Source organism: Tatumella sp. JGM130 (assembly GCF_018257525.1).
GTDB lineage: Bacteria > Pseudomonadota > Gammaproteobacteria > Enterobacterales > Enterobacteriaceae > Tatumella > Tatumella punctata.
The window spans coordinates 21482-45535 of sequence record NZ_JAERJS010000002.1 but is presented as its reverse complement, the minus strand read 5'-3'; the positions used below and the strand labels follow the sequence as shown (position 1 = coordinate 45535).

Below are 24054 nucleotides of genomic sequence, written 5' to 3'. Positions count from 1 at the left end.
CGGCGTCTGCGTACTAACTTACCATCTCAAGCAAGGCCTGCAACGGATGGCGTACTGCCTCGCCTTCAATCCTTTTTACCTGACTCCGGCAGGAATAACCGGTCGCCAGACAACGGTGACGGGCCCGCTGTTGCATGTGCGGCTGCCAGGAGAGCTGGTAAATTCCCAGAGAGTTATCAAGATTTCTGGTTTCATGACCATAGGTACCTGCCATACCACAGCATCCGGCATTGACGGTTTCCAGTTTTGCGCCAAAACGGCTGAAAATAGATTTCCAGTGGCTGCCCGACTGAGGGAGGGCTGTATTTTCGGTACAGTGGGGGAACAGATACCATGCCTCACCGACAGGTTGCTGCTCAGCACGCCCGGCGGTCACCTGGTTCAGCCACTCATGAGCCAGTAATACGCTGAAATCTCCCCGCGCGTCACCCAGCACCTGCCGGTACTCATCGCGATAACAGAGTACCAGTGCCGGGTCCGTCCCGACCATGGGGATCCCGAGCGCCGCAAGCTCATTCAGTACCCCGGCACTCTTCCTGGCCGTGCCGGCAAACCGCTGCAGGAACCCTTTTACATGCTGCGCTTTACCGTTAGGCGTAAACGGCACCAGTACCGGTTTAAAGCCAAGTTTACTGATCAGGCTGATAAAATCACTGACCAGTCTGGCTTCGTAATAACTGGTGAACGGGTCCTGCACCACCAGCACATACTGCTGACGTTCGGCAAGGCTCAGGTGACGCAGATCATCCGGTGAGGTTTGCAGGGCCTGATGACCAGCTAACTGTTGTTTCAGGGTCGGTGATGACAGTGCGGGCAAATCAGCCATACCGATATATTTCCTGCTAAAAGCCTGCAATTGCGGGTTGGTCAGGAAAAAATTAAACAGCCGTGGTGCCCTGGCCATTAATGGCGTATAGCTCTCCACCGCGGCCACCAGGTGATCACTGACCGGCCGCAGATAACGGCTGTGGTACAGCTGTAAAAAACGGGAACGGAATGAAGGTACATCAATTTTGATCGGGCACTGGCTGGAGCAGGCTTTACATCCCAGACAACCGGCCATTGCCTCTTTCACTTCATGAGAGAAGTCATATTCCCCTCTGGCTGCCTGGCGGGTATTTTTCAGTTTACTGATAAAACTGCGCAGACTGAGAGTATTCTGCGGTAAAGTCTGTTCCAGCTGTCGGGGGTCAACCCCCTGCTCCGCCAGTAAACGCAGCCATTCTCTGGTCAGGGTGGCACGGCCTTTGGGTGAATGTAACCGGTTACGGGTAATTTTCATGGACGGGCACATCGGACTGTTCACATCAAAATTAAAGCATAACCCGTTACCATTACACTCCATCGCTCCGCGCCAGTCTTCCCGGACAGTTACCGGAATCTGCCGGTCAAAGCTGCCACGGGTCGGGCTTTCGATAGGTTTCAGTACTGCAGGGCTGTCAAGAGGAGTACAGATTTTTCCCGGATTAAGCCGGTTTTGCCGATCGAATGCACGTTTGATGCGCCGTAATTCGCGAAACAGTTCAGCTCCGAAGAAATCCTCTGTATAAGCCCCGCGGTAGCCTTTTCCGTGTTCTCCCCATAATAGCCCGCCATAGCTTGCGGTCAGGGCTGCCACCTGGTCAGACAAGCGTTTCATCAGCAGTTCCTGCTGAGGGTCACACATGTCCAGTGCAGGACGGACATGCAGAACGCCGGCATCAACATGGCCAAACATGCCATAGCTCAGTCCGTGGCTGTCCAGCAGCGCACGAAAATCAGTAATATAGTCAGCCAGCTGTTCTGGCGGTACTGCGGTATCTTCCACAAAAGGGATAGGCTTGGCATGCCCTTTGGCATTGCCCAGCAGACCGACCGCTTTTTTACGCATGGCATAAATACGTTCCACTTCATCAAGCCGTGTACAACACTGATAACCAATAATTCCTGCTTCTCTGGCCTGCATCAGCTGGTCCAGGCGCTGACATAAGTCACTGACCTGCTTCGCCGCCAGTTCTCTGTCATTCCCGGCAAACTCAACCAGGTTCAGCCCAAGCATCTGTTCTCCCGGTACATCGGTAATCAGCTCTTTCACCGAATGCCAGACAATGTCCTCACGGGCCAGATTAAGGACTGTCGAGTCTACGGTTTCCACCGACAGGGCCTGCGCCTGCACCAGAAAGGGTGCATTACGTAATGCCGAGTCAAAGCTGTCATATTTTATATTTACCAACTGACGCACTTTTGGGATGGGCGTGATATTCAGCCGCGCCTCAGTAATAAACGCCAGAGTTCCTTCTGAACCACACAGAATTCTGGTCAGATCAAAAGTTTGCAGATCATCACTCAGCACATGGCGCAGGTCATAACCGGTCATAAAACGGTTAAGCCGTGGGAACTTATCGAGGATCAGCTGTCGGTTATCACGACAGCTTTTGAGGACTTGCTGATAAATTTCACCTTCACGGGTCTGTTCTGCGGCGATTTGCTCTGCCAGCGCGACCGGCACCGGCCGGGTATCAAGCATCTCCCCGTCAGCCAGAATAACCCGTAACCCCAGCACATGATCAGAGGTTTTACCGTAGACCAGCGACCCCTGCCCCGAGGCATCGGTGTTAATCATCCCGCCGATAGTGGCGCGGTTACTGGTTGATAATTCGGGTGCAAAGAAGAAGCCATAAGGTTTCAGCCACTGGTTCAGCTGATCTTTTACTACCCCGGCCTCAACCCTTACCCAGCCTTCATCCGTATTTATCTCAAGGATACGGTTCATATGGCGCGACAGATCAACAATAATGCCCTGATTCAGTGACTGACCATTAGTCCCTGTGCCTCCGCCACGCGCTGTCAGTGTCAGCGACTGATAGTCCTTTTCAGCAGAAATGCGGCTGATCATGGCGACATCTGCCACAGAGCGTGGAAAAATAATCGCTTCCGGCAGGCTCTGGTAAATACTGTTATCGACCGACATACTCAGGCGCGCGCCATAATCGGTCGCAATATCACCGCTAAAACCTTGCTGCTGAAGTGTCTCAATATAGGAAAGCACCTGCGGGCTCAGCCCAGGTGCATGGTTTATCTGTGGGATCATGCAGTAAAAACCCGGATGTTGTGTTGTTGTAATTGTTCAGATAATTGGTTTTACCATATTTTCGTCAACGCTGCTTTTGTTACTGTATGAAAAAGTTTACCTGTCGGCTCTGTTGTATTTGCCGGAAATACCGCATCATTAGCAGCATCCCCGACACCGGGTGAACTGATTGAGGTAAAGGTTGTTATGAAAGCGCTGCCGCAGGATAAGGATTTACCGCAAAAGCTATTTACGCTGATGTTTTTCGTTTTAATGATCGTCGCCAGTTTTTGGATCGTGCAGCCATTTATCCTTGGCTTTGCATGGGCAGGGATGGTGGTTATCGCCACCTGGGGGCTGATGCTGCGCATCCAGAAATATCTATGGGGACGCCGTTCGCTGGCCGTACTGGTGATGACCCTGATTTTACTGCTGGTGTTTATTATTCCGATTGCGTTACTGATTAGCAGCGTGATCGACAATATCGGACCGGTGGTCGCCTGGGCAACCTCAGGACATATCGAGATACCGAAACTGGAGTGGCTGGATAAAATCCCGCTGGCGGGTAACAAAATGGCGATCTACTACCACAAAATGGTGGCAGGCGGTGGCAGTGCCATGATGGCAAAAATACAGCCTTACATTGGTCAGACAACCAGCTTTTTCGTTGCTCAGGCCGGGCATTTTGGCCGATTGCTGGTACACCTGGCACTGATGCTGCTGTTCAGTGTACTGCTTTACTGGCGCGGTGAACGGGTCGGTCAGGGAATACGCCATTTTGCTTACCGTCTGGCGGGACGCCGCGGCGATGCCGTGGTACTGCTGGCGGGTCAGGCGATCCGTGCGGTGGCACTTGGCGTGGTCGTGACGGCCCTGTTACAAGGCGTGGTCGGCGGGATTGGTCTGGCGATTGCCGGTATTCCTTATGCCACCCTGTTAACTGTGGTTATGATCCTTTGCTGCCTGATCCAGATTGGTCCGCTACTGGTACTGGTACCGGCCATTATCTGGCTGTACTGGAGTGGCGACACGACCTGGGGAACGGTATTGCTGGTCTGGAGCTGTGTTGTCGGTACTATGGACAGCGTGATCCGCCCCATGCTTATCCGGCTTGGTGCCGACCTGCCGATGCTGATTATCCTCTCCGGGGTTATCGGCGGACTGGTTTCTTTCGGCATGATTGGTCTGTTTATCGGTCCGGTGGTACTGGCTGTCTCTTATCGCCTGGTCTCTGTCTGGATGCATCAGGCGCCGGAACCCCACGGCGATCCTGAACTGGTGGTTGAAGAACTGATAGAAGATACCCGCAAAACGGCCGAACAGGCACGTCATGCCCGTAATAACTCTGTGGCAGAATAGTCACTGCAGGTGCCGCTGGTAGTTTTCAGGGGCACTGCTCTGCAAGGATATTTGTTAATGGGATGATTCTTACAGATCAGGAAGGTAAATAACTTTATGATAATTATTAATATTTTCACTTACCCCTAAAAAGGTAGCGAAACACTTATTGCTGTGTGTAGTCTTTGCCCTTCTGTAAAGGGCATTTTTTTTATCTTTTTGTGGCCCGGTAACCATTTCACGGCCGGTAATCCGCATCTTTTTCACTCAGGCAGTTGAAATCATCGACTGTTCGGTTATGGTTTGTGCCATATCTTCCCGGCATTCTGCCGATGAGAAGCACAGATTCCGAGAGTACTATGAAGAAAACAGATGAATTACGCACCAGGCCAGTTGCTCCGCTAATCACTCCGGCAGCACTTAATCAGCAATTCCCCGTTTCCCCGGCAATAGCCGATAATATCCTGGCCACCCGACAGCGCATCAGCCGTATTTTACGGGGTACAGATAAGCGTCTGCTGGTCATTATCGGGCCCTGTTCCCTGCATCACCCGGCTGCTGCGCTGGAATACGCACAGCGCCTGAACCGACTGCGCGACCGTTATCATCATAAGCTGGAAATAGTGATGCGGACTTACTTTGAAAAACCCCGTACCGTCACCGGATGGAAGGGGCTGATTAATGATCCCGGCCTCGACGGCAGTTATAACATTAATCACGGTCTGGCCATTGCCCGTAAGCTATTACTGGACATCAATGCGCTCGGTCTGCCAACCGCCACAGAGTTCCTTGATATGGTGAACGGACAATTTATTGCTGACCTGATCAGCTGGGGTGCCATCGGTGCCCGTACCACCGAAAGTCAGATTCACCGGGAAATGGCGTCAGCGCTCTCCTGCCCTGTCGGGTTTAAAAACGGCACGGACGGTAACGTCCGGATTGCCATTGATGCTATCCGTGCAACGCAAGCCAGCCATATGTTTTTGTCTCCCGATAAACAAGGGCAGATGACTATCTATCAGACGCAGGGGAATCCCGACGGACACATTATTTTACGTGGCGGGAAACAGCCTAATTACACATCAGAGCATATTCGTATGGCACGTCAGGCACTGGAAGAGTTTCAGCTGACCCCGCGGCTGGTGATTGATTTCAGCCACGGTAACTGCCTGAAACAACACCGCCGGCAATTACTGGTTGCTGATGATGTGGCGCAACAGTTACGTGACGGAGAAACCGCCATTGCCGGCGTGATGATCGAAAGCTTTTTACAGGAAGGGCAACAGGCCGTGGCTGCCGGGAAACCACTGGTCTATGGCCAGTCAATTACCGACCCCTGTATCGGCTGGGAAGATACTGAAACGGTACTGAAGCTGCTGGCAGAAGCCGTTTCCGCCAGCCATTAACCGCGACCGGAGTCAGCTGGAACAGCTGATTTCTAATGCCTTACCCCAGTCCGGCGGGCGATTAAATAACGCCTGCTGGTCATTTGCCAGCCGGTAAGGGTTCTGTAACGCCCGGTGAAGCACGGACAATGCGCCAGTTTCACCGCGCTCCGCTTCTTCAATGGCTTGCTGTGCCAGATAATTGCGCAATACCAGCGCCGGGTTTACCTGCTGCATCCGCTGCTGACGATGCTCATCACTGATCTGTTCTTCTGCTAAACGCTGGCGGTATTTAATAAACCAGTGATCAAATGCTGCCCTGTCAATAAACTCGTCACGTAACGGTGATTGTGCCTGTAACTGCTCTGTTTCCGACAACAAACGAAAAGTCCTGGTGTAATCGCTGCCTTCACTGGCCATTAGTGCCAGCAGTTCACTCAGCAGATCGTTATCTTCCGGGCGGCGGCTAAAGAAGCCGAGCTTATCGCGCATCTGCTGACCCCAGGCTTCCATCAGCCAGTGTTCATAACCAGCCAGGGCCTGCTTCAGCTGTCCGGCCGACAGTAAGGGGGATAATGCGTGGGCCAGCCGGTTGAGGTTCCACAACCCCGCCATTGGCTGATTTTCAAAGCGATAACGCCCCTGATGATCACTGTGATTACAGATAAACTGCGGATTATAATCGTCCATAAACCCGTACGGACCATAATCAAGTGTCAGGCCCAGCAGCGACATATTATCCGTGTTCATCACGCCATGTGAGAAGCCGACTGCCTGCCAGCGGGCTATCATCGTCGCTGTGCGTTTTACCACATCCGAAAACCACAGCAGGTAGCGATCCGCATCATCAGCGAGTGCCGGCCAGTGATGGCGGATGGCGTAATCGGCCAGCTCACGGACTTTTTCTGGCTGGTTACGGTAGAAAAAATGTTCAAAATGACCGAAACGCAAATGGCTTTCAGCAATCCTTACCAGCATTGCCCCCCGTTCTGTCTGTTCGCGGAAGACAGGTTCATCGCTGATGGCCAGGCTAAGGGCGCGGGTCGTCGGGATCCCCAGGCCATGCATCGCTTCAGAGGCGAGGAATTCCCGGACGGTCGAGCGAATGACCGCACGGCCATCTCCGCTGCGGGAATATGGCGTCAGGCCGGCACCTTTCAGGTGCCAGTCATACTTCTGCCCGTTGGGGAGACGTTGTTCCCCCAGCAACAGTCCCCGGCCATCGCCTAATTGTCCGGCCCAGACACCAAACTGATGACCACTATAGACCTGTGCCAGCGGCGACATCCCTTCAATAACCGCCCCTCCGTAAAAAACCGGATGCCCTGAGCCACTGAACAGTTGTGCATCCAGTTGCAGGGCGTCGGCCAACGGCTGGTTATGATAGAGCAACCGCCCCTGATTCAGGGGCGCCGGGGTCACTGCGCTGTAAAAGTCAGGCAGTTCATCGAACCAGGTATTTTTAAACTGCATAGCAACTCCGCAGGTGGGCATAGTTCAGGAAAGCATCTTATGTGCTGTTTAGCAGTAAGTGTACCTTGCTGTTGTCTGTGATGACAGTCACGGCGATGCTTTCCGCACACCACGACACCTGTCAGCCATCCTCCCTGAAAAACTCTAAATGCGCCTCGCCTGCCAGAAGACTTTACGCCAGTAAACATTATCCAGCGAAGAGCGCATCACCCCCCTGCTGGTTGAGGCATGGATAAACAGGTTATCACGATCATAAATACCGACATGTAAACCATCCTGCCCCCAGCCGGTTTTGAAAAAGACCAGGTCTCCCGGCCTTAACTCGCTTTTTTTGATCCGCGTCCCCAGCCTGCTTTGCTGGCGAGTGGTTCGGGGTAACTGCAAGTCAAAACGATTACGGAACGTCAGATACACAAAACCGGAGCAGTCAACACCGCGGCGACTGAGTCCGCCAAGCCGGTAAGGCGTACCATGCCATTGAGACAGTTGCTGGCTCAGCTGCCGGGTCACTTTGACGGGATCAGACAAGCGTGTATCAGGAGCCGGTGCACGGCTGCTGCACCCGGCAAGTAATAATACCAATAAAGCTACAGCAATACGTATCATACCAGGGACTCCGCGAAGCCATTCAATAAGCAAAAATGACACAGTAATACGGTCTGTGCTGACACTGGCCAGATCATCCGCAGTACCGCCAGCAGACGAATACCCGCCAGTGCGGCTAACCCGAATAAACCAGTCAATGGCGGTTACTCTTGCAGGGCAGTCAGCTGTCGGGTTTATCTGTTGTGCCATAAACCACAGACAAAAAAAAGGCCGCAGTCGCGGCCTTTAGTACATTGCATCAGTAAAACATTAACTTTTCTTCGGAGCAGCGTTTTCGACACGGCTTTTCAGTTTCTGGCCGGGGCGGAAAGTCACAACACGACGGGCCGTAATCGGGATATCTTCCCCGGTTTTCGGATTTCTTCCCGGACGTTGATTCTTATCACGTAAGTCAAAATTGCCAAAGCCTGACAGTTTAACCTGCTCACCATTCTCTAATGCCCTGCGGACTTCTTCAAAAAACAGTTCAACCAGATCCTTCGCATCACGCTTGCTAAGACCCAGTTTTTCGAACAGGTACTCTGACATTTCAGCTTTTGTAAGCGCCATAAGTTCAATCCCTCAAGGTTGCCTGGAATCGCTCTTTTAATGCCGCAACACAATTAGCAACAGTCGCGGCGATTTCGTCTTCTTCGAGTGTCCGGCTGGTATCCTGCAAAATCAGGCTGATTGCAAGGCTCTTATAACCCTCACTCACACCCTTACCTCGGTACACGTCAAACAAGTTTACGCCAACTAACTGATTTACGCCAACTTTCTTACACTCTGCAATTACTGCTGCCGCAGGGACGTTTTCGGCCACCACAACCGCGATATCACGACGGTTAGCCGGGAAGCGGGAAATATCTTTCGCAGCAGGCAGGACGCGGTCTGCAAGCTGATCCCACTGCAGTTCGAAAACGACAGTACGGCCATTCAGATCAAGCTTACGTTCCAGTTCCGGGTGAACCACGCCGATAAAACCAATGCATTGATCCTGCAAATAAATACCCGCAGTCTGTCCCGGATGAAGTGCAGAATATGCCGCCGCGCGGAATTCAATCTGCTCACCTTTCGCTGTCAGGTCAAGCACCGACTCCAGATCACCTTTCAGGTCAAAAAAGTCGACAGTCGCACGCTGCTGGTCCCAGTGCTCTTCAACCCGGGTACCCGTAATTACCCCGGCCAGCATAGTCTGCTGACGGATCCCCAGTTCTGCCGAACTGTCGGGAACAAAACGCAACCCGCTTTCAAATAAACGGACGCGGCTTTGCTGGCGATTCTGGTTATAGACTACCGCTCCCAGTAATCCCGGTAACAGTGACAGACGCATCGCTGACATTTCGCTGGAGATCGGGTTTGGCAGGATCAGCGCTTCTTCACCCGGATGTACCAGACTCTGCACTTTAGGATCGACAAAACTGTAGGTAATCGCTTCCTGATAGCCTTTATCAACCAGCATTGCTTTTACACGTTTCAGGGACAGACTGGCTTCGCGGTGTACCGGCATCACCAGATCGGCTTTGACAGGAACATCGGGGATATTGTTATATCCGTAGACCCGCGCAACCTCTTCCACCAGATCTTCTTCGATAGCCATATCAAAACGCCAGCCCGGGGCCGTCGCCGTCCACTCATCCTGCCCGCAGGTAACGTTACATCCCAGACGTTGCAGAATATCGGTCACCTGCGCATCGGCAATAGAGTGCCCAATCAGACGGTCCAGTTTCTGGCGACGCAGAGTAATGGTTGCTGGCACCGGTAATGCTTGCTGATGAGTACAGTCGATCACCGGTCCGGCTTCACCACCGCAGATATCCAGCAGTAAACGGGTAGCCCGTTCCATTGCTTTATATTGCAGCGTGGTATCGACACCACGCTCATAACGGTGAGATGCATCGGTATGCAGCCCCTGACGACGCGCCCGGCCAGTAATGGCTAACGGATTAAACCAGGCACATTCGAGCAACAGATTTTGTGTCTGATGATTAACACCTGACTCTTCTCCGCCAAAGATACCCGCCATCGCCAGAGCTTTTTGCTGGTCAGCGATAACCAGAGTATCTGCGCTGAGGGTCGCTTCATTACCGTCGAGCAGGGTCAGTTTTTCACCTTCGTCGGCCAGGCGAACAATAATGCCGCCCTGTAAACGGTCGAGGTCAAAAGCGTGCATCGGCTGACCAAGTTCCAGCAATACATAGTTCGTGACATCGACAACCGCATCAATAGAACGAATACCACAACGGCGTAATTTTTCTTTCATCCATAACGGAGTATCAGCAGCAACATTTATTCCGCTAATCACACGGCCCAGATAGCGCGGGCAGGCCTCTGTCGCCTGTACTTCAATCGGGAAACGACGATCAGTGGTTGCCACTACCGGTTCGATCTCTGGCTCAGATAACCTGAGACCATTCAGGACCGCAACATCACGGGCTATCCCCATAATACCCAGACAGTCAGCACGGTTAGGCGTCACACTGATTTCAATGGTCGTGTCATCCAGTTGCAGGAACTTACGGAAATCAGTACCCGCCACAGCCCCGGCAGGTAATTCCATAATGCCATCAGATTCAACGGCAATGCCCAGTTCTGAATAAGAGCACAGCATACCCTCCGACGGCTCACCCCGCAGTTTGGCAGCTTTAATTTTAAAGTCACCCGGCAGAACCGCACCGACAGTCGCTACGGCGACTTTCAGGCCTTTGCGACAGTTGGGTGCGCCGCAGACGATGTCCAGCAGACGATCGCCGCCTACGTTGACTTTGGTGACCCGCAACTTATCAGCATTCGGGTGTTGTTCGCATTCAACAACTTCACCGACCACAACGCCATGAAAATCGCCCGCCACCGGCGCGGTGCCGTCAACTTCCAGACCGGCCATGGTAATTTGTTCAGAAAGTTCTTCACTGGTCAGGGCCGGATTTACCCATTCACGTAACCAAAGTTCACTGAATTTCATTGGATAACCCTGCCCTTATTTAAACTGTTTCAGAAAACGCAGATCGTTTTCGAAGAATGCACGTAAATCCGTCACGCCATAACGCAGCATCGTCAGACGTTCCATACCCATACCAAAAGCGAAACCGGAATACACTTCCGGATCAATCCCGACATTGCGTAATACATTCGGGTGCACCATTCCGCAGCCCAGAACTTCAAGCCATTTGCCGTTTTTGCCCATGACATCAACTTCAGCCGACGGCTCAGTGAACGGGAAATAGGAAGGACGGAAGCGGACCTGCAGATCTTCCTCAAAGAAGTTATTCAGGAAATCGTGTAGCGTGCCTTTCAGATTGGTAAAGCTGATGTCTTTATCAACAATCAGACCTTCCATCTGGTGGAACATAGGTGTGTGGGTCTGATCATAATCATTACGGTAGACACGGCCGGGAACAATAATACGCACCGGTGGCTGATTTTTCTCCAGGGTACGGATCTGCATACCTGATGTCTGGGTACGCAGCAGGCGTTGTGCATCAAACCAGAAGGTATCATGGTCAGCACGTGCCGGGTGATGGCCGGGAATATTCAGGGCATCGAAGTTATAATACGCATCTTCAATTTCCGGGCCGGTCACGGTGGTAAAACCCAGCTCACCGAAAAAGTGTTCGATACGATCGATGGTTCGGGTTACCGGATGCAGTCCGCCATTTTCTATACGACGCCCGGGCAGAGAAACATCAATCGTTTCAGCAGACAGTCGTTCGTTCAGCGCCGCGGTTTCCAGCGTCTGTTTACGCAGGGTTAATTGTTCCTGCACCTGTTGTTTGGCTTCGTTAATTACCGCACCGGCCGCAGGACGTTCCTCAGCCGGTAATTCACGTAATGTCGTCATCTGCAGAGTCAGATGGCCTTTTTTCCCCAGGTATTCGACGCGGACAGCATCCAGGGTGGCGATATCCGTCGCCTCGTCTATAGCAGCCCTTGCGCGGGCCACTAATTCTGCGAGTTGGGACATGTTTTCCTCTTCTTCCAGTTAGTCTGGTGTTCTGTTCTTGTTTGGACCGTAGCCCTGGTATAGGTCGCCAGAAATAACAAAGCCTCCACCAGGGAGGCTTTTAGCGCGATTTTTCGTTTCTTTTCTGCTGCGCACAAGCCCCCGGGTTCAGGTGCTAAAGTAAAAAAAGAAGCGAAAAATAGCGGAATTCATATTCAGGTTACCTGTTTAGCCGTCAGGCTGGTAGTCAGAAACGTTATAATAACAGATAAAAGTCAAACAGTTAGCATTTACATATCATAATAAAAAAGGGAGCAAGCTCCCTTTTTTATCTGACTTATGCCAGAACTGATTTCGCTTTTTCAACTAAAGCAGCGAAAGCTACTTTGTCGAATACTGCGATGTCAGCCAGGATCTTACGGTCGATTTCAATTGAGGCTTTTTTCAGGCCATTGATGAAACGGCTGTAAGACAGACCATTCTGACGGGCTGCAGCGTTAATACGTGCAATCCACAGCTGACGGAACTGACGCTTACGTTGACGACGGTCGCGGTATGCGTACTGACCAGCTTTGATAACAGCCTGGAAGGCAACACGATAAACACGTGAACGTGCACCGTAGTAACCTTTAGCTTGTTTTAAGATTTTTTTGTGACGTGCGCGGGCAATTACACCACGTTTTACACGAGCCATAATAGCTCTCCTGTTTTATATTCTGTGAGAAAAAAAGTTTACTTATGCGTACGGCAGGCAGGCAATAACCAGACCCAGATCGCCTTTAGATACCAGGCCTTTAGGGCGCAGGTGACGTTTACGCTTAGTAGACTTTTTGGTCAGAATATGACGCAGGTTAGCGCGTTTACGCTTGAAGCCGCCAGAAGCGGTCTTCTTGAAGCGTTTAGCCGCTCCACGTACAGTTTTAATCTTTGGCATTTTTTAAAATATCCACTTCGCATTGTTAATAAAATGAACCAGCAGGCGAACATTCCCGTTCTGCCGTTACCGGCAGAATGGGAATATTACTTGAAAGCCTACTGCTTCTTCTTAGGTGCGAGCACCATGATCATCTGACGGCCTTCAATCCTTGTAGGAAAGGATTCAACAACCGCCAGTTCAGACAGATCTTCTTTCACGCGGTTAAGCACTTCCATACCAATCTGCTGGTGCGCCATTTCACGACCACGAAAACGCAGTGTGATTTTGGCTTTATCGCCCTCTTCAAGAAAACGAATCAGGTTGCGTAGTTTGACCTGATAGTCGCCTTCATCTGTACCAGGACGGAATTTAATTTCCTTAACCTGGACAATTTTTTGCTTTTTCTTCTGTTCCTTAGAAGATTTGCTCTTTTCATAGAGGAATTTGCCGTAATCCATAATGCGGCAAACCGGCGGCTCGGCGTTAGGGCTGATTTCAACTAAATCCACGCCTGCTTCTTCAGATTTTTCTAAAGCTTCGCGCAGGCTGACAATGCCTAGCTGCTCACCGTCAACACCCGTCAGACGTACCTCTGTGGCACGGATTTCGCCGTTGATACGGTTCGGACGTGTTGGTTGTACTCTTTTTCCGCCTTTAATACCTTACTCCTCCAATTGATGAAGATGTCTGCTGCGAATTTCTTGCTGCAGCTTATCTATAAATACATCGACGTCCATAGAACCTAAGTCTACACCACGGCGGGTACGCACGGCTACTTTACCGGCTTCCACTTCTTTTTCACCGCAGACTAACATATAGGGGACACGACGTAATGTGTGTTCACGAATTTTAAAGCCTATCTTCTCGTTTCTCAAGTCCGCTTTTACCCGAATACCCGCTTTTTGTAATTTTTGGGTTAATTCGTTGACATAATCTGCCTGGCTGTCGGTAATATTCATCAACACAACCTGTAATGGTGCCAGCCAGGTCGGGAAGAAACCGGCATATTCTTCAGTCAGAATACCGATAAAGCGTTCCATTGAGCCCAGAATCGCACGGTGAATCATTACCGGCGTCTGACGTTCATTGTTCTCACCCACATAAGTCGCATCCAGACGACCTGGCAGAGAGAAGTCGAGCTGTACTGTACCACACTGCCACGCACGATCCAGACAATCATATAAGGTAAATTCAATTTTAGGGCCATAAAATGCCCCTTCACCTGGCTGATATTCGAATTCGATATTATTTGCGGTCAGTGCTTCGGCCAGATTCTGTTCGGCGCGATCCCATAAATCCTCGCTGCCGATACGTTTTTCCGGACGGGTTGACAGTTTAACAACAATCTTCGCAAAACCAAAAGTGCCGTACATATCATAAATCATCCGGATACAGCTGTTCACTTCATCCAGAATCTGATCTTCGGTACAGAAAATGTGCGCATCATCCTGGGTGAAGCCACGGACACGCATCAGACCATGTAATGCCCCTGACGGTTCATTACGGTGGCAACTGCCAAATTCTGCCATGCGCAGAGGCAAATCACGGTAAGACTTCAGACCCTGGTTAAAGATTTGCACGTGGCCCGGGCAGTTCATTGGTTTAATGCAGTATTCACGATTCTCAGAAGAAGTCGTGAACATAGCTTCTTTATAGTTATCCCAGTGACCGGTTTTTTCCCACAGCACACGGTCCATCATAAAAGGACCCTTCACTTCCTGGTACTGGTATTCTTTCAGCTTGGTACGGACAAACACTTCCAGTTCACGGAACACTGTCCAGCCATCATTATGCCAGAACACCATACCCGGTGCTTCTTCCTGCATATGATACAAATCCAGCTGTTTACCGATTTTACGGTGATCGCGTTTTGCCGCTTCTTCCAGACGTTTCAGATAAGCCGCCAGCTGCTTTTTATCTGCCCAGGCCGTTCCGTAAATACGCTGCAACATTTTGTTGTTGCTGTCGCCTCGCCAGTATGCACCGGCCGTTTTTTGCAACCGGAAATGATGGCAGAAACGCATGTTCGGGACATGCGGACCACGACACATATCTACGTATTCTTCATGATGGTATAAGCCGGGACGATCGTCATGGCTGATGTTTTCATCAAGAATAGCAATTTTATAAGCTTCTCCGCGTGCTTCAAAAGTATCACGTGCTTCCTGCCAGCTGACCTTATTTTTTATAACATTGTAGTTGGTTTCAGCCAGCTGATGCATCCGCTTTTCGAGCAACTCAAGGTCTTCCCGGGTCAGGGTATGATCCATGTCTACATCGTAGTAGAAACCGTGGTCAATCACCGGACCGATCGCCATTTTGGTATCAGGCCACAGTTGTTTAATGGCATGCCCTAACAGGTGAGCACAGGAGTGACGAATGATCTCGATTCCGGCATCCTCTTTAGCCGTAATGATCGCCACTGCGGCGTCGTCGGTGATAGGGTCGACAGCATCGACTAATTCACCGTTGACCCGGCCGGCAATACAGGCTTTCGCCAGGCCCGGACCGATATCCTGAGCAATATCCATAACACTGACCGCATGGTCATAAGAACGCTGACTTCCGTCAGGAAGAGTAATAACTGGCATTTCATATCCTTAATTGCAGTGGTAACCCACACCAAAGGCTACATGCAAATATTGATTTGTATTTGAATTCAGTGAGTTGTGCAATATCAAACTGATATCTTCCCCAGTCTGGTATATAAACAGGTACAGAGCGTAAAAACACTGTCTGTTTTGTAAAGGCGCAACATTGTTAATGGTACATGTTAATAACAGCCACGGAAAGACGCGGAACCCATGGCCGGGCGATTTTCCGGCCAAACGGACAAATAATCTTCACCCCGACAGCGCTGCTCACTTTTTCTACTGCCTGTCGCACCCTGCTCATCCGGACAGATTCTGATTACAGTTATGCAACAGACATATCCGGCCGTTACAAACTTACCGTTCTGAAACAATTACTCTATGAAATTAATAAATAACCGATTGAGGTAAAATAGCCTGATGATAGTCTGCGCTGAGTTATTGCAGGAGAGTCATTAAATGAAAAGATATATTGTCACACTGGCACTGGCCAGTACATTAGTTGTATCCCAGGCCGCAATGGCTGCCGGTTGCATTAAAGGCGCTGTGATCGGTGGCGTTGCCGGACACGCCGCACATCACCATGCATTTGCCGGTGCCGTTGCCGGTTGTTTTATCGGCCACCATATGGCGAAAAAAGCAGCAGCGGAAAAAGCCGCCGGGCAGAAACAACAAAACGGTTAATGACCTGCCCCCCGCAACCACACCATATTCAGTGCTTTCCGCGCTGAAACAACAGGGCCGGGACTTTCCCGGACCTGTCATTATTCGGCTTAGTGCGCTTGCCGTCGGTAACAATATTCCCGTTAGCCATAGCTATCGCTTGTCAGTCCCACACAGAGAACAGGCAGAGAAACAAACCGTGACTTATACCGGCGCTGCCAGTCATTCAGGTAACCTGAATCATCCGCTAGCACTGAGCGAGCTCAGGCTGCGGTATTACATGTTATAAGTCAGCATGATACTGGTTTTAGTATCCGTGTGATCCGGGGCTGATGCTGGCGGAGAATTATTCCAGGTAACGTTATAAGCCAGTTTCAGGGCAAAGTTCTCGTTGATAGCAACCTGCAGGCCTGTTTCTGAGTTCACGGTAGTATCATCGCCCAGCGTACTTAATGCAGAGACACCCTGAATAAACTTCGTTGTATCTGTCAGCTGCCACTGGTAACTCAGAGCCCCATAAGCCAGGGCTTTGGTGGTATGCCCACCAGCTTCATATTCATCGTAACGTACGCCCGGACCGAATTCAGCACGCAGAGAGTGCACCGGACCATTCAGGATCTGCCGTCCGTAACCGGTCGCCAGCGTATCGCGGCTGCGGTAACCATTAAACCGGTCACTGAGCCAGCTTGCCTGACCAAACAGATAGTTGTTGCTATCCAGGTTGTAACGGCTGCGTCCGCCAATAGTATAAGTCTCTGAAGAGCGCTGGTCATTTGAGGAAGTATTCGATGCATTTCCCCATAAACTGTATGCCATCGCTGACTGGTACCATGTCATATTCGTCTGTGCAGTCAGTGATGAGCTGGAGCTGTTTCCTGACTGGGCCAGATACCCTGCCGAAGCGGTACCGACAAAAGGTGATTTAGCGGTAGATGGATCATCCATGGAGGTAAATACTGAGTTATCCGCATAAGCCTGCTGAGCAATGGATCCGGCAGTAAGCAGTAACGCTGCTGCAATTTTATTAAACGCTTTCATTAAATAAGACCTGTACCGACGACGTTGTTAAATACTAAGAATGTGTACTTTAAACAGCAGTTAATGCCATTTACCCTCAGTTTGTAAAAAAACATTAGTTGACATTGAATGTCAAAAAAAAGCACCAGACCGCAGCGTTATTCAGATCAATCTGAATAGCGCTGCGTATCATATGCCCGAAAAAAAAAATAGAAAGAGAAATTACATAAAATAGCGGCCAGAATGTTTCAAAATATTTCACGGGTAAATACTGCGTTAATTTTGTGTCTTCCGGAGAATTAGCGCTCCCGTAATCAGCACTTCTTTTTCATTGCGCCGTAACAGCAATCAGCCGAAAAAAGTGATTATTTGGTTGTTTTTTTTAGCACAGGCGCTTTTTGCGGCTGGTATTCCACCGGAACTACAGGTTACAATTTAACCATGCAGCGGCAAATGAGGACAACACCATGTGGTCAGCAATTACCCGGCTATTAGAAGAGCAGCAGCCTGATTTAGAAGGAATTTCTTATTATCATCAATGCCATGGTGGCGAAGTAAACCAGTCATGGCAACTGATTTGCGGTGATAAACATTTTTTTATTAAGTCTAACCACCGTACAATGTTACCGAGGTTTATCGAAGAGGCCGACCAGCTGGCACTTCTGGCCAGAACAGGTTGTGTTAAGGTTCCGCGGGTTTACGGTACCGGCACTTCCCGCCATCACAGTTTCCTTATTCTTGAATACCTTCCTCCGGCCCCCTTGTCCGCAGACACAGCATCTGTGCTTGGCCGGCAGCTTGCACAGCTACATCAGTGGAATGAGCAACCAAAATTTGGTCTCGATTTTGATAACTCTGTGACACTGTCACCTCAGCCTAATAACTGGCAACATCGCTGGTCACTGTTTTTCTCTGAGCAGCGAATTGGCTGGCAGTTGCAGATAGCAGCCGAGAAACAGCTGTCTTTCGGCAACACAGAGCAAATAATTCAGTGTATAAACCGCTGCCTTGAACACCACCATCCGTCACCTTCACTGTTGCATGGCGATCTCTGGCCAGGCCATTGTGCCGAAAGCCATGACAGCCCCTGGCTGTTTAATCCTGCTTGTTACTGGGGAGACAGGGAGTGCGACCTGGCCTTGTGGCAGCCAGATAATCTCCTGAGCAGCGCCCTGCTCGACAGCTATCAGGCCGTCAGCCCGCTACCCGCCGGTTACCGCGAACGGCAACCGGCATACAGGCTCTACTATCTGTTAAACAGAGCCTGTGCGTTTGGCGGACACTGGCAGGCAGAGGCGCAGCAGACAATTAATCAACTGGTGCGCAAATACGGATAATACTCAGACGTATAGCAAGCCGGTTAATCTCAGCAAGACGTAACCAATCACAATGATGATCACCGGCAAAATATACAGCGAGAAATACTGCCGGAAAACCGTATGATTACCGGCCTGAAGTCTGTCAGTCAGTTGCTGACGAGTCAGCCCGCCATCTCCTTTGGCTTGTTCAATAATTAGCTGATCTTCAATATTTTCTTTGAGGAACCGCGACTGACGCCACATCCTGGCGCCTGAATCCTGTAAAGCCAGCCCGATAAAAATCACCCCGTAGATAATCCAGAATAAAACATTATTCTGAGTGCGGAACTCAGGTACCGGTGAGTTATTCCAGAACAGATCCAGAAAATGGGTATTAAACTTCGTCATGTCAATCATCACATGCAGAAAGTCAGATAATACAGAATCAATCCCGGGCTGTTTGTCACTATGAATAAACAGAAAATTAAGAAACGATATGACTGTCGATAGGGTAGCCGGAATAAACAGTACCCAGCCGGCAATTTTTTTGGCTATCGCAATCCGGCCAATCTGTTGGTAATTCATGCTCTCTCCTGAAGCGGGTTTCGTGTTACAAGTCTACCTGCGACCTGACTATTTTTCCTGTTTTATGCTGTTACAATAGCTGTCGCGGAATGTTTTTTCTCAGACCGTACAACTTTCATTTATGTTGTGTGGGCTCTGAGCCCTGATGTAACCATTAATGGAGGGTTTATGGCTTATCATCGCCCGGTGAAAGCAGCAATTTTTGATATGGACGGACTGCTGATAAATTCTGAGCCGTTCTGGCATCAGGCTGAACTGGAGGTATTTTCTGCCGCCGGACTGGATATCAGCCTGCGGAATAGTTTTCCGGAAACCACTGGCCTGCGTATTGATCAGGTCGTCGCCATGTGGTTTGAGGCCTGCCATGTCCGGCACCTTTCTGCCGGACAAATCACCGCACAAATCTTCGCCCGGGTGGTTCAGCTGATACAGGAACAACAACCTCTGATGCCGGGGGTTCGCGAAGCATTAACGCTGTGCCGTGATAATCGGCTAAAAATTGGCCTGGCGTCCGCATCTCCCCTTAACCTGATAGAAATGGTGCTGGAACTGTTCTCACTGCGTGATTTTTTTCAGGTGGTCGTTTCAGCAGAAAAATTACCCTACAGTAAACCTCACCCTCAGGTTTACCTGAATGCGGCCAGTGAACTCAATGTGGATCCCCTGCACTGTGTTGCTCTCGAAGATTCACTTAACGGAATGGTAGCCGCCAAAGCTGCCAGAATGCGGGTTCTGGTAGTGCCTGCTGCCAACGAGGCCGCACAGCCGGTCTGGAGTCTGGCTAACGCCCGCCTGAACTCTCTGCGGGAACTCAACCCGGCGTTACTGGGTATCAGCGACTAAAAAATACTCTGCCGGGAGAGGTACTCTCCCGACAGGCTCTGTCTGATGTTGTTTTTTCAGTATATAGTTATTAATTGTTACACCGTCACATATACATTAACTGTATAAATACCTATACTGTATGCATTGACAGTTTAAGGTAGTTGCAGGGTATCTCATGACGGCCGAAGGCCACATTCTTTTTGCATTAGCCAGTGCCATCATTGCCAAGCGCAGTGAACTGACGCCGGTGATAGCAAATGCCGACTGGTGGCATTTAATTTCGGCGACCATACTCACATGTCTGTTGCCCGACATTGACCATCCGAGCTCAGTACTCGGACAACGGTTCCGCTGGATATCAAAGCCTATTGCCCGAATGTTCGGCCATCGTGGTTTTACTCACAGTTTAATCGCTATCGGGGCCGGCCTATGGTTATTGTGGGTCAAACTCCCGGCGGCGATGTGGCTGCCCGCAGATGTGATGCAAGGTATGGTTCTGGGCTACCTGAGCCATATTGTTGCAGATATGCTGACGCCTGCCGGAGTACCGTTGTTGTGGCCCTGCCGCTGGCGATTCCGTTTTCCTATTTTACAGCCACAAAAAAGTAACCAGCTGGAACGATTATTTTGTGTCACGCTGGTGATGTGTGCCGTTTGTTTGCCGGGGCAACTGACTAAGCAGTTTTTTACCGCCACCGGACGCCAGCTATATTCCACCGCCGTTAGCTGGCAAAAACAGCTGATCAGCCCTCGTCAGTAATGTTCTTCCGGTCATTATACTGGCGGGTCTCCGGCAGACTGCAGTTATCATGACCCGGCTATCAGCAGACGGTTCAGAACAGACTAAATCGTGCCATCGGAGTAAAAACGGCGGCAGAGATCTGAGTTTTTATCCGACAGTGCGCTGGCTTCTGCCGGGCGGCCTGTATACCCACGCTCTCCGTCCTGCCGGGCCGACGTCTGAAAGGCCAGCAAGGCTGGCCTGAAGATAGTCGCTATACACAGACTCCGCTATCTAGCGCTGCGGGGCCTGCGGATCAGTATCATACTCTGCACAACTCTGGAAACCATAGTTCATCACATGCCCGGTATCATTGAAACTGACGAAATAGGTAAGTGGTTTTCCATTGTCTTCGCCAATGATGTAGGTTTCGCAGGTACCTCGTGCATGGATCATGGTAATTTCCGAAACCGGACGACCGCCAATCTGACGAACCTGCTCGCGGGTCATCCCTTTTTTCACATCTTTAACCACAGGTTTGGTGACATAGCTTTCAGCCTGATGATAGCTACTGCAACCAGAAAGTACCGCCAGCGCCAGTCCGGCAGCCATAAACCCGGTGATTTTACGCATTATTTACCTCACTGTAATGGTTATGCACAACAACATATATCAGAGGCTTTCACCGGCAGACAGCTGCGGAGCGTCATCTCTGATAGTGATAAAACAAATGGTCAGCATGGACGGATGATTTATAAACCGATATTCTCACCCTGTATCCTGCCAGGGCATTTTGCATCTGATGCCCCGGTTATATAAACATATTATATTTCATACTTATAACTCACGTAATTATCGCTGGTTATTTTATACTCAGAGGAAAAATGTCCAAAGCTCCCCCCCATCGCATTGCTTTCGCCATAACACTCGGCCTGATGGCCGGTCTTGGCCCTTTATGTATCGACCTCTATCTTCCGGCACTCCCGCAATTGTCCGGTTCCCTGAATGTGACGACAGCAGTCGCACAGCTCAGTCTGACCGCAGGTTTACTGGGACTGGGTATCGGCCAGTTACTGTTCGGTCCGATGAGCGACAAATACGGACGTAAAGGCCCGCTGGCCTTATCATTACTGGTATTGTTTATTGCCTCTGTTGTCTGTTCACTGGCACAGAACATCGACCAGTTACTGGTTGCCAGATTCTTCCAGGGGCTTGGCGGAGCCGGAGGCGCCGTGTTGTCACGGGCAATAGCCCGTGATATGTACAGTGGTCACGAACTGACACGCTTCTTTGCCTTACTGATGCTGGTCAATGGCGTAGCCCCGATTGCAGCGCCGGTTATCGGAGGCGCGCTGATGGGGATCATGAACTGGCGTGGGATATTCCTGGTGCTGGCAGGAATATCCATACTGTTATTTATTCTCTCGCGGCTGGGTATTAATGAATCCCTGGCCCATGAACACCGCAGCAAAGGGTCAATACTCTCTGCCTGGGCTGCACTGGGAAAAGTGGTGACCCATCGCTCGTTTATGGGATTCTGTCTGACACAGGGCTTTATGATGGCCGGTATGTTTGCCTATATCGGCGCTTCGCCGTTTGTGCTTCAGCAAATTTACGGTATGTCGCCCCAGACTTTCAGCCTGTGCTTTGCCCTGAATGGTCTGGGGCTGATTATTGCTTCTCAGACCAGTGCACGGCTGAGTCCTTATTTCGGCGAATATAATGTCCTTAAAGGCGGACTCATACTGGCATTTGTCGCTTCTTCCGGCCTGTTAATTGCCGGAATCAGTCATGCACCATTAGCCGTCGTGCTGACTGCCCTGTTCTTCAGTATTTCCAGCAATGCGGTTATCTCCACCACCGCGTCTTCACTGGCAATGCAGAGTCAGGGAAAACGTGCCGGCAGCGCCTCGGCAGTCATTGGCGTCACAATGTTTACCCTGGGTTCACTGAGCGTGCCGGTCACCGGCCTCGGCGGAACATCGGTGTTTAGTATGACCGCAACCATCTTCGGTTGTTTTATGCTGGCAATTCTGATGTTTACTTTTGTCGCAAAAAAACCGCTGACCCTGCAGAGAAAATAATGGGCCCGCCGCTGCCAGGAGTTATCGTGCAGCGCCGGATTATCTGATAATACGTATGACACTGCGGCCTGACAGGCCGCCATAGAGCTGAGGAAAACTTGTATGGCATTACAACAGGAAATTATCCGCGCACTGGGTGTCAGGCCGGTGATTGATGTGCAGCAGGAAATCCGTACCAGCACAGAGTTTCTGAAATCCTACCTGAAAACTTATCCGCAGCTGAAAAGCCTGGTGCTGGGGATCAGTGGCGGGCAAGACTCCACACTGACCGGAAAACTTTGCCAGACCGCAATTGCAGAACTGCGTGAAGAAAGCGGTAATAACGATTACACCTTTATCGCAGTACGCCTGCCCTACGGCAACCAGGCCGATGAACAGGATTGTCAGGATGCCCTGGCATTTATCCAGCCCGACCGGACCCTGACCGTTAATATAAAACCAGCCGTCCTCGCCAGTGAAAATGCCTTAAAAGACGCAGGGATCACCCTGTCAGACTTTGTCCGGGGGAATGAAAAAGCCCGCGAGCGCATGAAAGCACAGTACAGTATCGCCGGTATGACTGCCGGGGTGGTGGTCGGCACAGACCATGCCGCAGAGGCCGTCACCGGTTTCTTTACCAAATATGGCGATGGTGGCACCGATCTTAATCCACTGTTTCGCCTGAATAAACGCCAGGGTAAGCAGCTGCTGAAACAGCTGGGTTGTCCGGAACATTTATACCTGAAACACCCCACGGCTGACCTTGAAGACGGTCGTCCCGGGTTACAGGATGAAGTGGCTCTGGGTGTCACTTATCAGCAGATTGACGATTATCTGGAAGGTCAGAGTATCGATCCGAATGCAGCAAAAATTATCGAAGGCTGGTATCTGAAAACTGAACATAAACGTCAGCCACCGATTACGGTCTTTGATGATTTCTGGAAAAAATAGTTATTCCCTGTAATATGCCCTAGCCTCCGGCTGTGGCATAGCACGAAAAACCGCCGTTGTGGCTGACGATAATACCTGTCATCAGTCACAACGGCGGTCTCACAAAATACATTCAGGTCAGCATATTAGCCCGGGTTGCGGGGCTGATGACGCCCGCCCATTTCCGGCTTTTCCGTCAGACGCTTTTCAACATTCGCATTGTATTGTTTTTTCTGATCAGCCGTCAGGACATTATACAGCTTATTGTCAGTTTCCAGGCGCTGCAATGCGTTGTCTTTCGCACTTGCCGTCATCTGAGCTGCCTCAGCTTCCGCTTTACTGCGGTCGAAACTGTCAGAAGCAATAATTGAATGAACCGCCCGGCGTTGTTCAACCGATGGACGTTTCATCTGCTGATGACCGGCTTTCATAATATCGCGTATCTGTTGCTTCTGCGCATCTGTCAGGTTCAGGCCTTTAAACATCATTGGTCCTTCGCCTTCCCCGCGACACGGGCATTTATGCTGTGCTGACGGTGGTGGTGTCAGGTTCTCAGCTTCCGCATGAACAACAGAGGCTGCTCCTAAAGCCAGAGATGAAGCCAGAATCAGTGAAGTGAGTTTACGCATAGTTTTATCCTTAACAGTTTTTATATATCTGACCAACAGGTCGCCG

Annotated in this window: 25 protein-coding genes and 1 other annotated feature; of the genes, 8 read left to right on the top strand and 17 right to left on the bottom strand. The window is 50.5% G+C overall.

The window, feature by feature from the left end; all coding sequences use genetic code 11:
* Positions 1-13: 13 nt before the first annotated feature.
* On the bottom strand, positions 14-3070 hold the full coding sequence (locus JK211_RS01175; protein ID WP_212706838.1) for an FAD-binding and (Fe-S)-binding domain-containing protein: 3057 nt from the start codon (positions 3068-3070) through the stop codon (positions 14-16).
* Positions 3071-3256: 186 nt separating this feature from the next.
* Between JK211_RS01175 and ydiK the strand changes: the two genes are divergently transcribed.
* Both ydiK and JK211_RS01165 read left to right on the top strand, forming a co-directional pair.
* Positions 3257-4408, top strand: coding sequence for an AI-2E family transporter YdiK (gene ydiK / locus JK211_RS01170; RefSeq protein ID WP_212706837.1), 1152 nt, complete (start codon positions 3257-3259; stop codon positions 4406-4408).
* 338 nt (positions 4409-4746) lie between these two features.
* Positions 4747-5793, top strand: coding sequence for a 3-deoxy-7-phosphoheptulonate synthase (locus tag JK211_RS01165; RefSeq protein ID WP_212706836.1), 1047 nt, complete (start codon positions 4747-4749; stop codon positions 5791-5793).
* A gap of 12 nt (positions 5794-5805) precedes the next feature.
* On the opposite strand, the gene JK211_RS01160 is transcribed toward JK211_RS01165, so the two are convergent.
* From JK211_RS01160 to JK211_RS16980, 12 genes are all read right to left on the bottom strand, one after another.
* Positions 5806-7245: a YdiU family protein gene (locus tag JK211_RS01160; RefSeq protein ID WP_212706835.1), complete on the bottom strand. Its 1440-nt coding sequence runs from the start codon at positions 7243-7245 to the stop codon at positions 5806-5808.
* 144 nt (positions 7246-7389) lie between these two features.
* Complete coding sequence (locus JK211_RS01155; protein ID WP_249213738.1) at positions 7390-7851, bottom strand: C40 family peptidase; 462 nt, start codon at positions 7849-7851, stop codon at positions 7390-7392.
* On the bottom strand, positions 7848-7988 hold the full coding sequence (locus JK211_RS01150) for a hypothetical protein (RefSeq protein WP_212706834.1): 141 nt from the start codon (positions 7986-7988) through the stop codon (positions 7848-7850). Before JK211_RS01150 ends, JK211_RS01155 begins: the two co-directional genes overlap by 4 nt.
* A gap of 112 nt (positions 7989-8100) precedes the next feature.
* Complete coding sequence (ihfA, locus tag JK211_RS01145; RefSeq protein ID WP_029685826.1) at positions 8101-8400, bottom strand: integration host factor subunit alpha; 300 nt, start codon at positions 8398-8400, stop codon at positions 8101-8103.
* A gap of 4 nt (positions 8401-8404) precedes the next feature.
* Positions 8405-10792, bottom strand: a complete 2388-nt coding sequence (pheT, locus tag JK211_RS01140; RefSeq protein WP_212706833.1) for a phenylalanine--tRNA ligase subunit beta — start codon at positions 10790-10792, stop codon at positions 8405-8407.
* A 15-nt stretch (positions 10793-10807) separates the two neighbouring features.
* Positions 10808-11791, bottom strand: coding sequence for a phenylalanine--tRNA ligase subunit alpha (gene pheS / locus JK211_RS01135; RefSeq protein WP_212706832.1), 984 nt, complete (start codon positions 11789-11791; stop codon positions 10808-10810).
* A 72-nt stretch (positions 11792-11863) separates the two neighbouring features.
* Positions 11864-11989: a sequence feature (Phe leader region), on the bottom strand.
* Positions 11939-11983: a pheST operon leader peptide PheM gene (pheM, locus tag JK211_RS01130; RefSeq protein ID WP_152537847.1), complete on the bottom strand. Its 45-nt coding sequence runs from the start codon at positions 11981-11983 to the stop codon at positions 11939-11941. It overlaps the preceding feature by 45 nt.
* 118 nt (positions 11990-12107) lie before the next feature.
* Positions 12108-12464 carry a 50S ribosomal protein L20 gene (gene rplT / locus JK211_RS01125; RefSeq protein WP_038020526.1) on the bottom strand — a complete coding sequence of 119 codons (357 nt, stop codon included), beginning with the start codon at positions 12462-12464 and terminating at the stop codon, positions 12108-12110.
* Positions 12465-12506: 42 nt separating this feature from the next.
* Positions 12507-12704, bottom strand: a complete 198-nt coding sequence (gene rpmI / locus JK211_RS01120) for a 50S ribosomal protein L35 (protein ID WP_212706831.1) — start codon at positions 12702-12704, stop codon at positions 12507-12509.
* Positions 12705-12802: 98 nt separating this feature from the next.
* Positions 12803-13345: a translation initiation factor IF-3 gene (gene infC, locus JK211_RS01115; RefSeq protein WP_212706970.1), complete on the bottom strand. Its 543-nt coding sequence runs from the start codon at positions 13343-13345 to the stop codon at positions 12803-12805.
* Between the two features lie 3 nt (positions 13346-13348).
* Positions 13349-15277, bottom strand: a complete 1929-nt coding sequence (gene thrS / locus JK211_RS01110) for a threonine--tRNA ligase (protein WP_212706830.1) — start codon at positions 15275-15277, stop codon at positions 13349-13351.
* A gap of 169 nt (positions 15278-15446) precedes the next feature.
* Entirely contained in the window at positions 15447-15581 is a 135-nt protein-coding gene (locus JK211_RS16980) for a hypothetical protein (RefSeq protein ID WP_256441120.1), read from the bottom strand.
* A gap of 155 nt (positions 15582-15736) precedes the next feature.
* Between JK211_RS16980 and JK211_RS01105 the strand changes: the two genes are divergently transcribed.
* Positions 15737-15961: a hypothetical protein gene (locus JK211_RS01105; RefSeq protein WP_212706829.1), complete on the top strand. Its 225-nt coding sequence runs from the start codon at positions 15737-15739 to the stop codon at positions 15959-15961.
* A gap of 255 nt (positions 15962-16216) precedes the next feature.
* Here the strand turns inward: JK211_RS01105 and JK211_RS01100 are convergent, their stop codons facing one another.
* The gene (locus JK211_RS01100; protein WP_212706828.1) at positions 16217-16978 is read right to left on the bottom strand and encodes a YdiY family protein; all 762 of its coding nucleotides are present in this window, start codon (positions 16976-16978) and stop codon (positions 16217-16219) included.
* Positions 16979-17424: 446 nt separating this feature from the next.
* Between JK211_RS01100 and JK211_RS01095 the strand changes: the two genes are divergently transcribed.
* Entirely contained in the window at positions 17425-18294 is an 870-nt protein-coding gene (locus JK211_RS01095; RefSeq protein WP_212706827.1) for a fructosamine kinase family protein, read from the top strand.
* Between the two features lie 3 nt (positions 18295-18297).
* Here JK211_RS01095 and JK211_RS01090 read toward each other — a convergent pair whose 3' ends face one another.
* Positions 18298-18840: a YniB family protein gene (locus JK211_RS01090; RefSeq protein ID WP_212706826.1), complete on the bottom strand. Its 543-nt coding sequence runs from the start codon at positions 18838-18840 to the stop codon at positions 18298-18300.
* Positions 18841-19008: 168 nt separating this feature from the next.
* Between JK211_RS01090 and hxpB the strand changes: the two genes are divergently transcribed.
* On the top strand, positions 19009-19683 hold the full coding sequence (hxpB, locus tag JK211_RS01085; protein ID WP_212706825.1) for a hexitol phosphatase HxpB: 675 nt from the start codon (positions 19009-19011) through the stop codon (positions 19681-19683).
* A gap of 157 nt (positions 19684-19840) precedes the next feature.
* Positions 19841-20425: a metal-dependent hydrolase gene (locus JK211_RS01080; protein ID WP_212706824.1), complete on the top strand. Its 585-nt coding sequence runs from the start codon at positions 19841-19843 to the stop codon at positions 20423-20425.
* Between the two features lie 255 nt (positions 20426-20680).
* Here JK211_RS01080 and osmE read toward each other — a convergent pair whose 3' ends face one another.
* Positions 20681-21019, bottom strand: coding sequence for an osmotically-inducible lipoprotein OsmE (gene osmE, locus JK211_RS01075; protein ID WP_212706823.1), 339 nt, complete (start codon positions 21017-21019; stop codon positions 20681-20683).
* 251 nt (positions 21020-21270) lie between these two features.
* On the opposite strand from osmE, the gene JK211_RS01070 reads away from it, so the two are divergent.
* Both JK211_RS01070 and nadE read left to right on the top strand, forming a co-directional pair.
* The gene (locus tag JK211_RS01070; RefSeq protein ID WP_212706822.1) at positions 21271-22470 is read left to right on the top strand and encodes a multidrug effflux MFS transporter; all 1200 of its coding nucleotides are present in this window, start codon (positions 21271-21273) and stop codon (positions 22468-22470) included.
* Between the two features lie 102 nt (positions 22471-22572).
* Entirely contained in the window at positions 22573-23400 is an 828-nt protein-coding gene (gene nadE, locus JK211_RS01065) for an ammonia-dependent NAD(+) synthetase (protein ID WP_212706821.1), read from the top strand.
* Between the two features lie 125 nt (positions 23401-23525).
* Here the strand turns inward: nadE and spy are convergent, their stop codons facing one another.
* Positions 23526-24008: an ATP-independent periplasmic protein-refolding chaperone Spy gene (spy, locus tag JK211_RS01060; protein ID WP_212706820.1), complete on the bottom strand. Its 483-nt coding sequence runs from the start codon at positions 24006-24008 to the stop codon at positions 23526-23528.
* Positions 24009-24054 lie beyond the last annotated feature (46 nt).

Bases quoted from the DNA above. Each gene is read 5' to 3' on its own strand.
- JK211_RS01165 (WP_212706836.1), top strand. From the start codon at position 4,747: ATGAAGAAAACAGATGAATTACGCACCAGGCCAGTTGCTCCGCTAATC.
- JK211_RS01100 (WP_212706828.1), bottom strand. From the start codon at position 16,978: ATGAAAGCGTTTAATAAAATTGCAGCAGCGTTACTGCTTACTGCCGGA.
- JK211_RS01080 (WP_212706824.1), top strand. From the start codon at position 19,841: ATGACGGCCGAAGGCCACATTCTTTTTGCATTAGCCAGTGCCATCATT.
- JK211_RS01160 (WP_212706835.1), bottom strand. From the start codon at position 7,245: ATGCAGTTTAAAAATACCTGGTTCGATGAACTGCCTGACTTTTACAGC.
- pheT (WP_212706833.1), bottom strand. From the start codon at position 10,792: ATGAAATTCAGTGAACTTTGGTTACGTGAATGGGTAAATCCGGCCCTG.
- ydiK (WP_212706837.1), top strand. From the start codon at position 3,257: ATGAAAGCGCTGCCGCAGGATAAGGATTTACCGCAAAAGCTATTTACG.
- spy (WP_212706820.1), bottom strand. From the start codon at position 24,008: ATGCGTAAACTCACTTCACTGATTCTGGCTTCATCTCTGGCTTTAGGA.
- thrS (WP_212706830.1), bottom strand. From the start codon at position 15,277: ATGCCAGTTATTACTCTTCCTGACGGAAGTCAGCGTTCTTATGACCAT.
- rplT (WP_038020526.1), bottom strand. From the start codon at position 12,464: ATGGCTCGTGTAAAACGTGGTGTAATTGCCCGCGCACGTCACAAAAAA.
- ihfA (WP_029685826.1), bottom strand. From the start codon at position 8,400: ATGGCGCTTACAAAAGCTGAAATGTCAGAGTACCTGTTCGAAAAACTG.
- JK211_RS16980 (WP_256441120.1), bottom strand. From the start codon at position 15,581: ATGAGCAGGGTGCGACAGGCAGTAGAAAAAGTGAGCAGCGCTGTCGGG.
- nadE (WP_212706821.1), top strand. From the start codon at position 22,573: ATGGCATTACAACAGGAAATTATCCGCGCACTGGGTGTCAGGCCGGTG.
- JK211_RS01090 (WP_212706826.1), bottom strand. From the start codon at position 18,840: ATGAATTACCAACAGATTGGCCGGATTGCGATAGCCAAAAAAATTGCC.
- JK211_RS01175 (WP_212706838.1), bottom strand. From the start codon at position 3,070: ATGATCCCACAGATAAACCATGCACCTGGGCTGAGCCCGCAGGTGCTT.
- osmE (WP_212706823.1), bottom strand. From the start codon at position 21,019: ATGCGTAAAATCACCGGGTTTATGGCTGCCGGACTGGCGCTGGCGGTA.
- JK211_RS01095 (WP_212706827.1), top strand. From the start codon at position 17,425: ATGTGGTCAGCAATTACCCGGCTATTAGAAGAGCAGCAGCCTGATTTA.
- JK211_RS01070 (WP_212706822.1), top strand. From the start codon at position 21,271: ATGTCCAAAGCTCCCCCCCATCGCATTGCTTTCGCCATAACACTCGGC.
- JK211_RS01155 (WP_249213738.1), bottom strand. From the start codon at position 7,851: ATGATACGTATTGCTGTAGCTTTATTGGTATTATTACTTGCCGGGTGC.
- hxpB (WP_212706825.1), top strand. From the start codon at position 19,009: ATGGCTTATCATCGCCCGGTGAAAGCAGCAATTTTTGATATGGACGGA.
- rpmI (WP_212706831.1), bottom strand. From the start codon at position 12,704: ATGCCAAAGATTAAAACTGTACGTGGAGCGGCTAAACGCTTCAAGAAG.
- JK211_RS01105 (WP_212706829.1), top strand. From the start codon at position 15,737: ATGAAAAGATATATTGTCACACTGGCACTGGCCAGTACATTAGTTGTA.
- pheS (WP_212706832.1), bottom strand. From the start codon at position 11,791: ATGTCCCAACTCGCAGAATTAGTGGCCCGCGCAAGGGCTGCTATAGAC.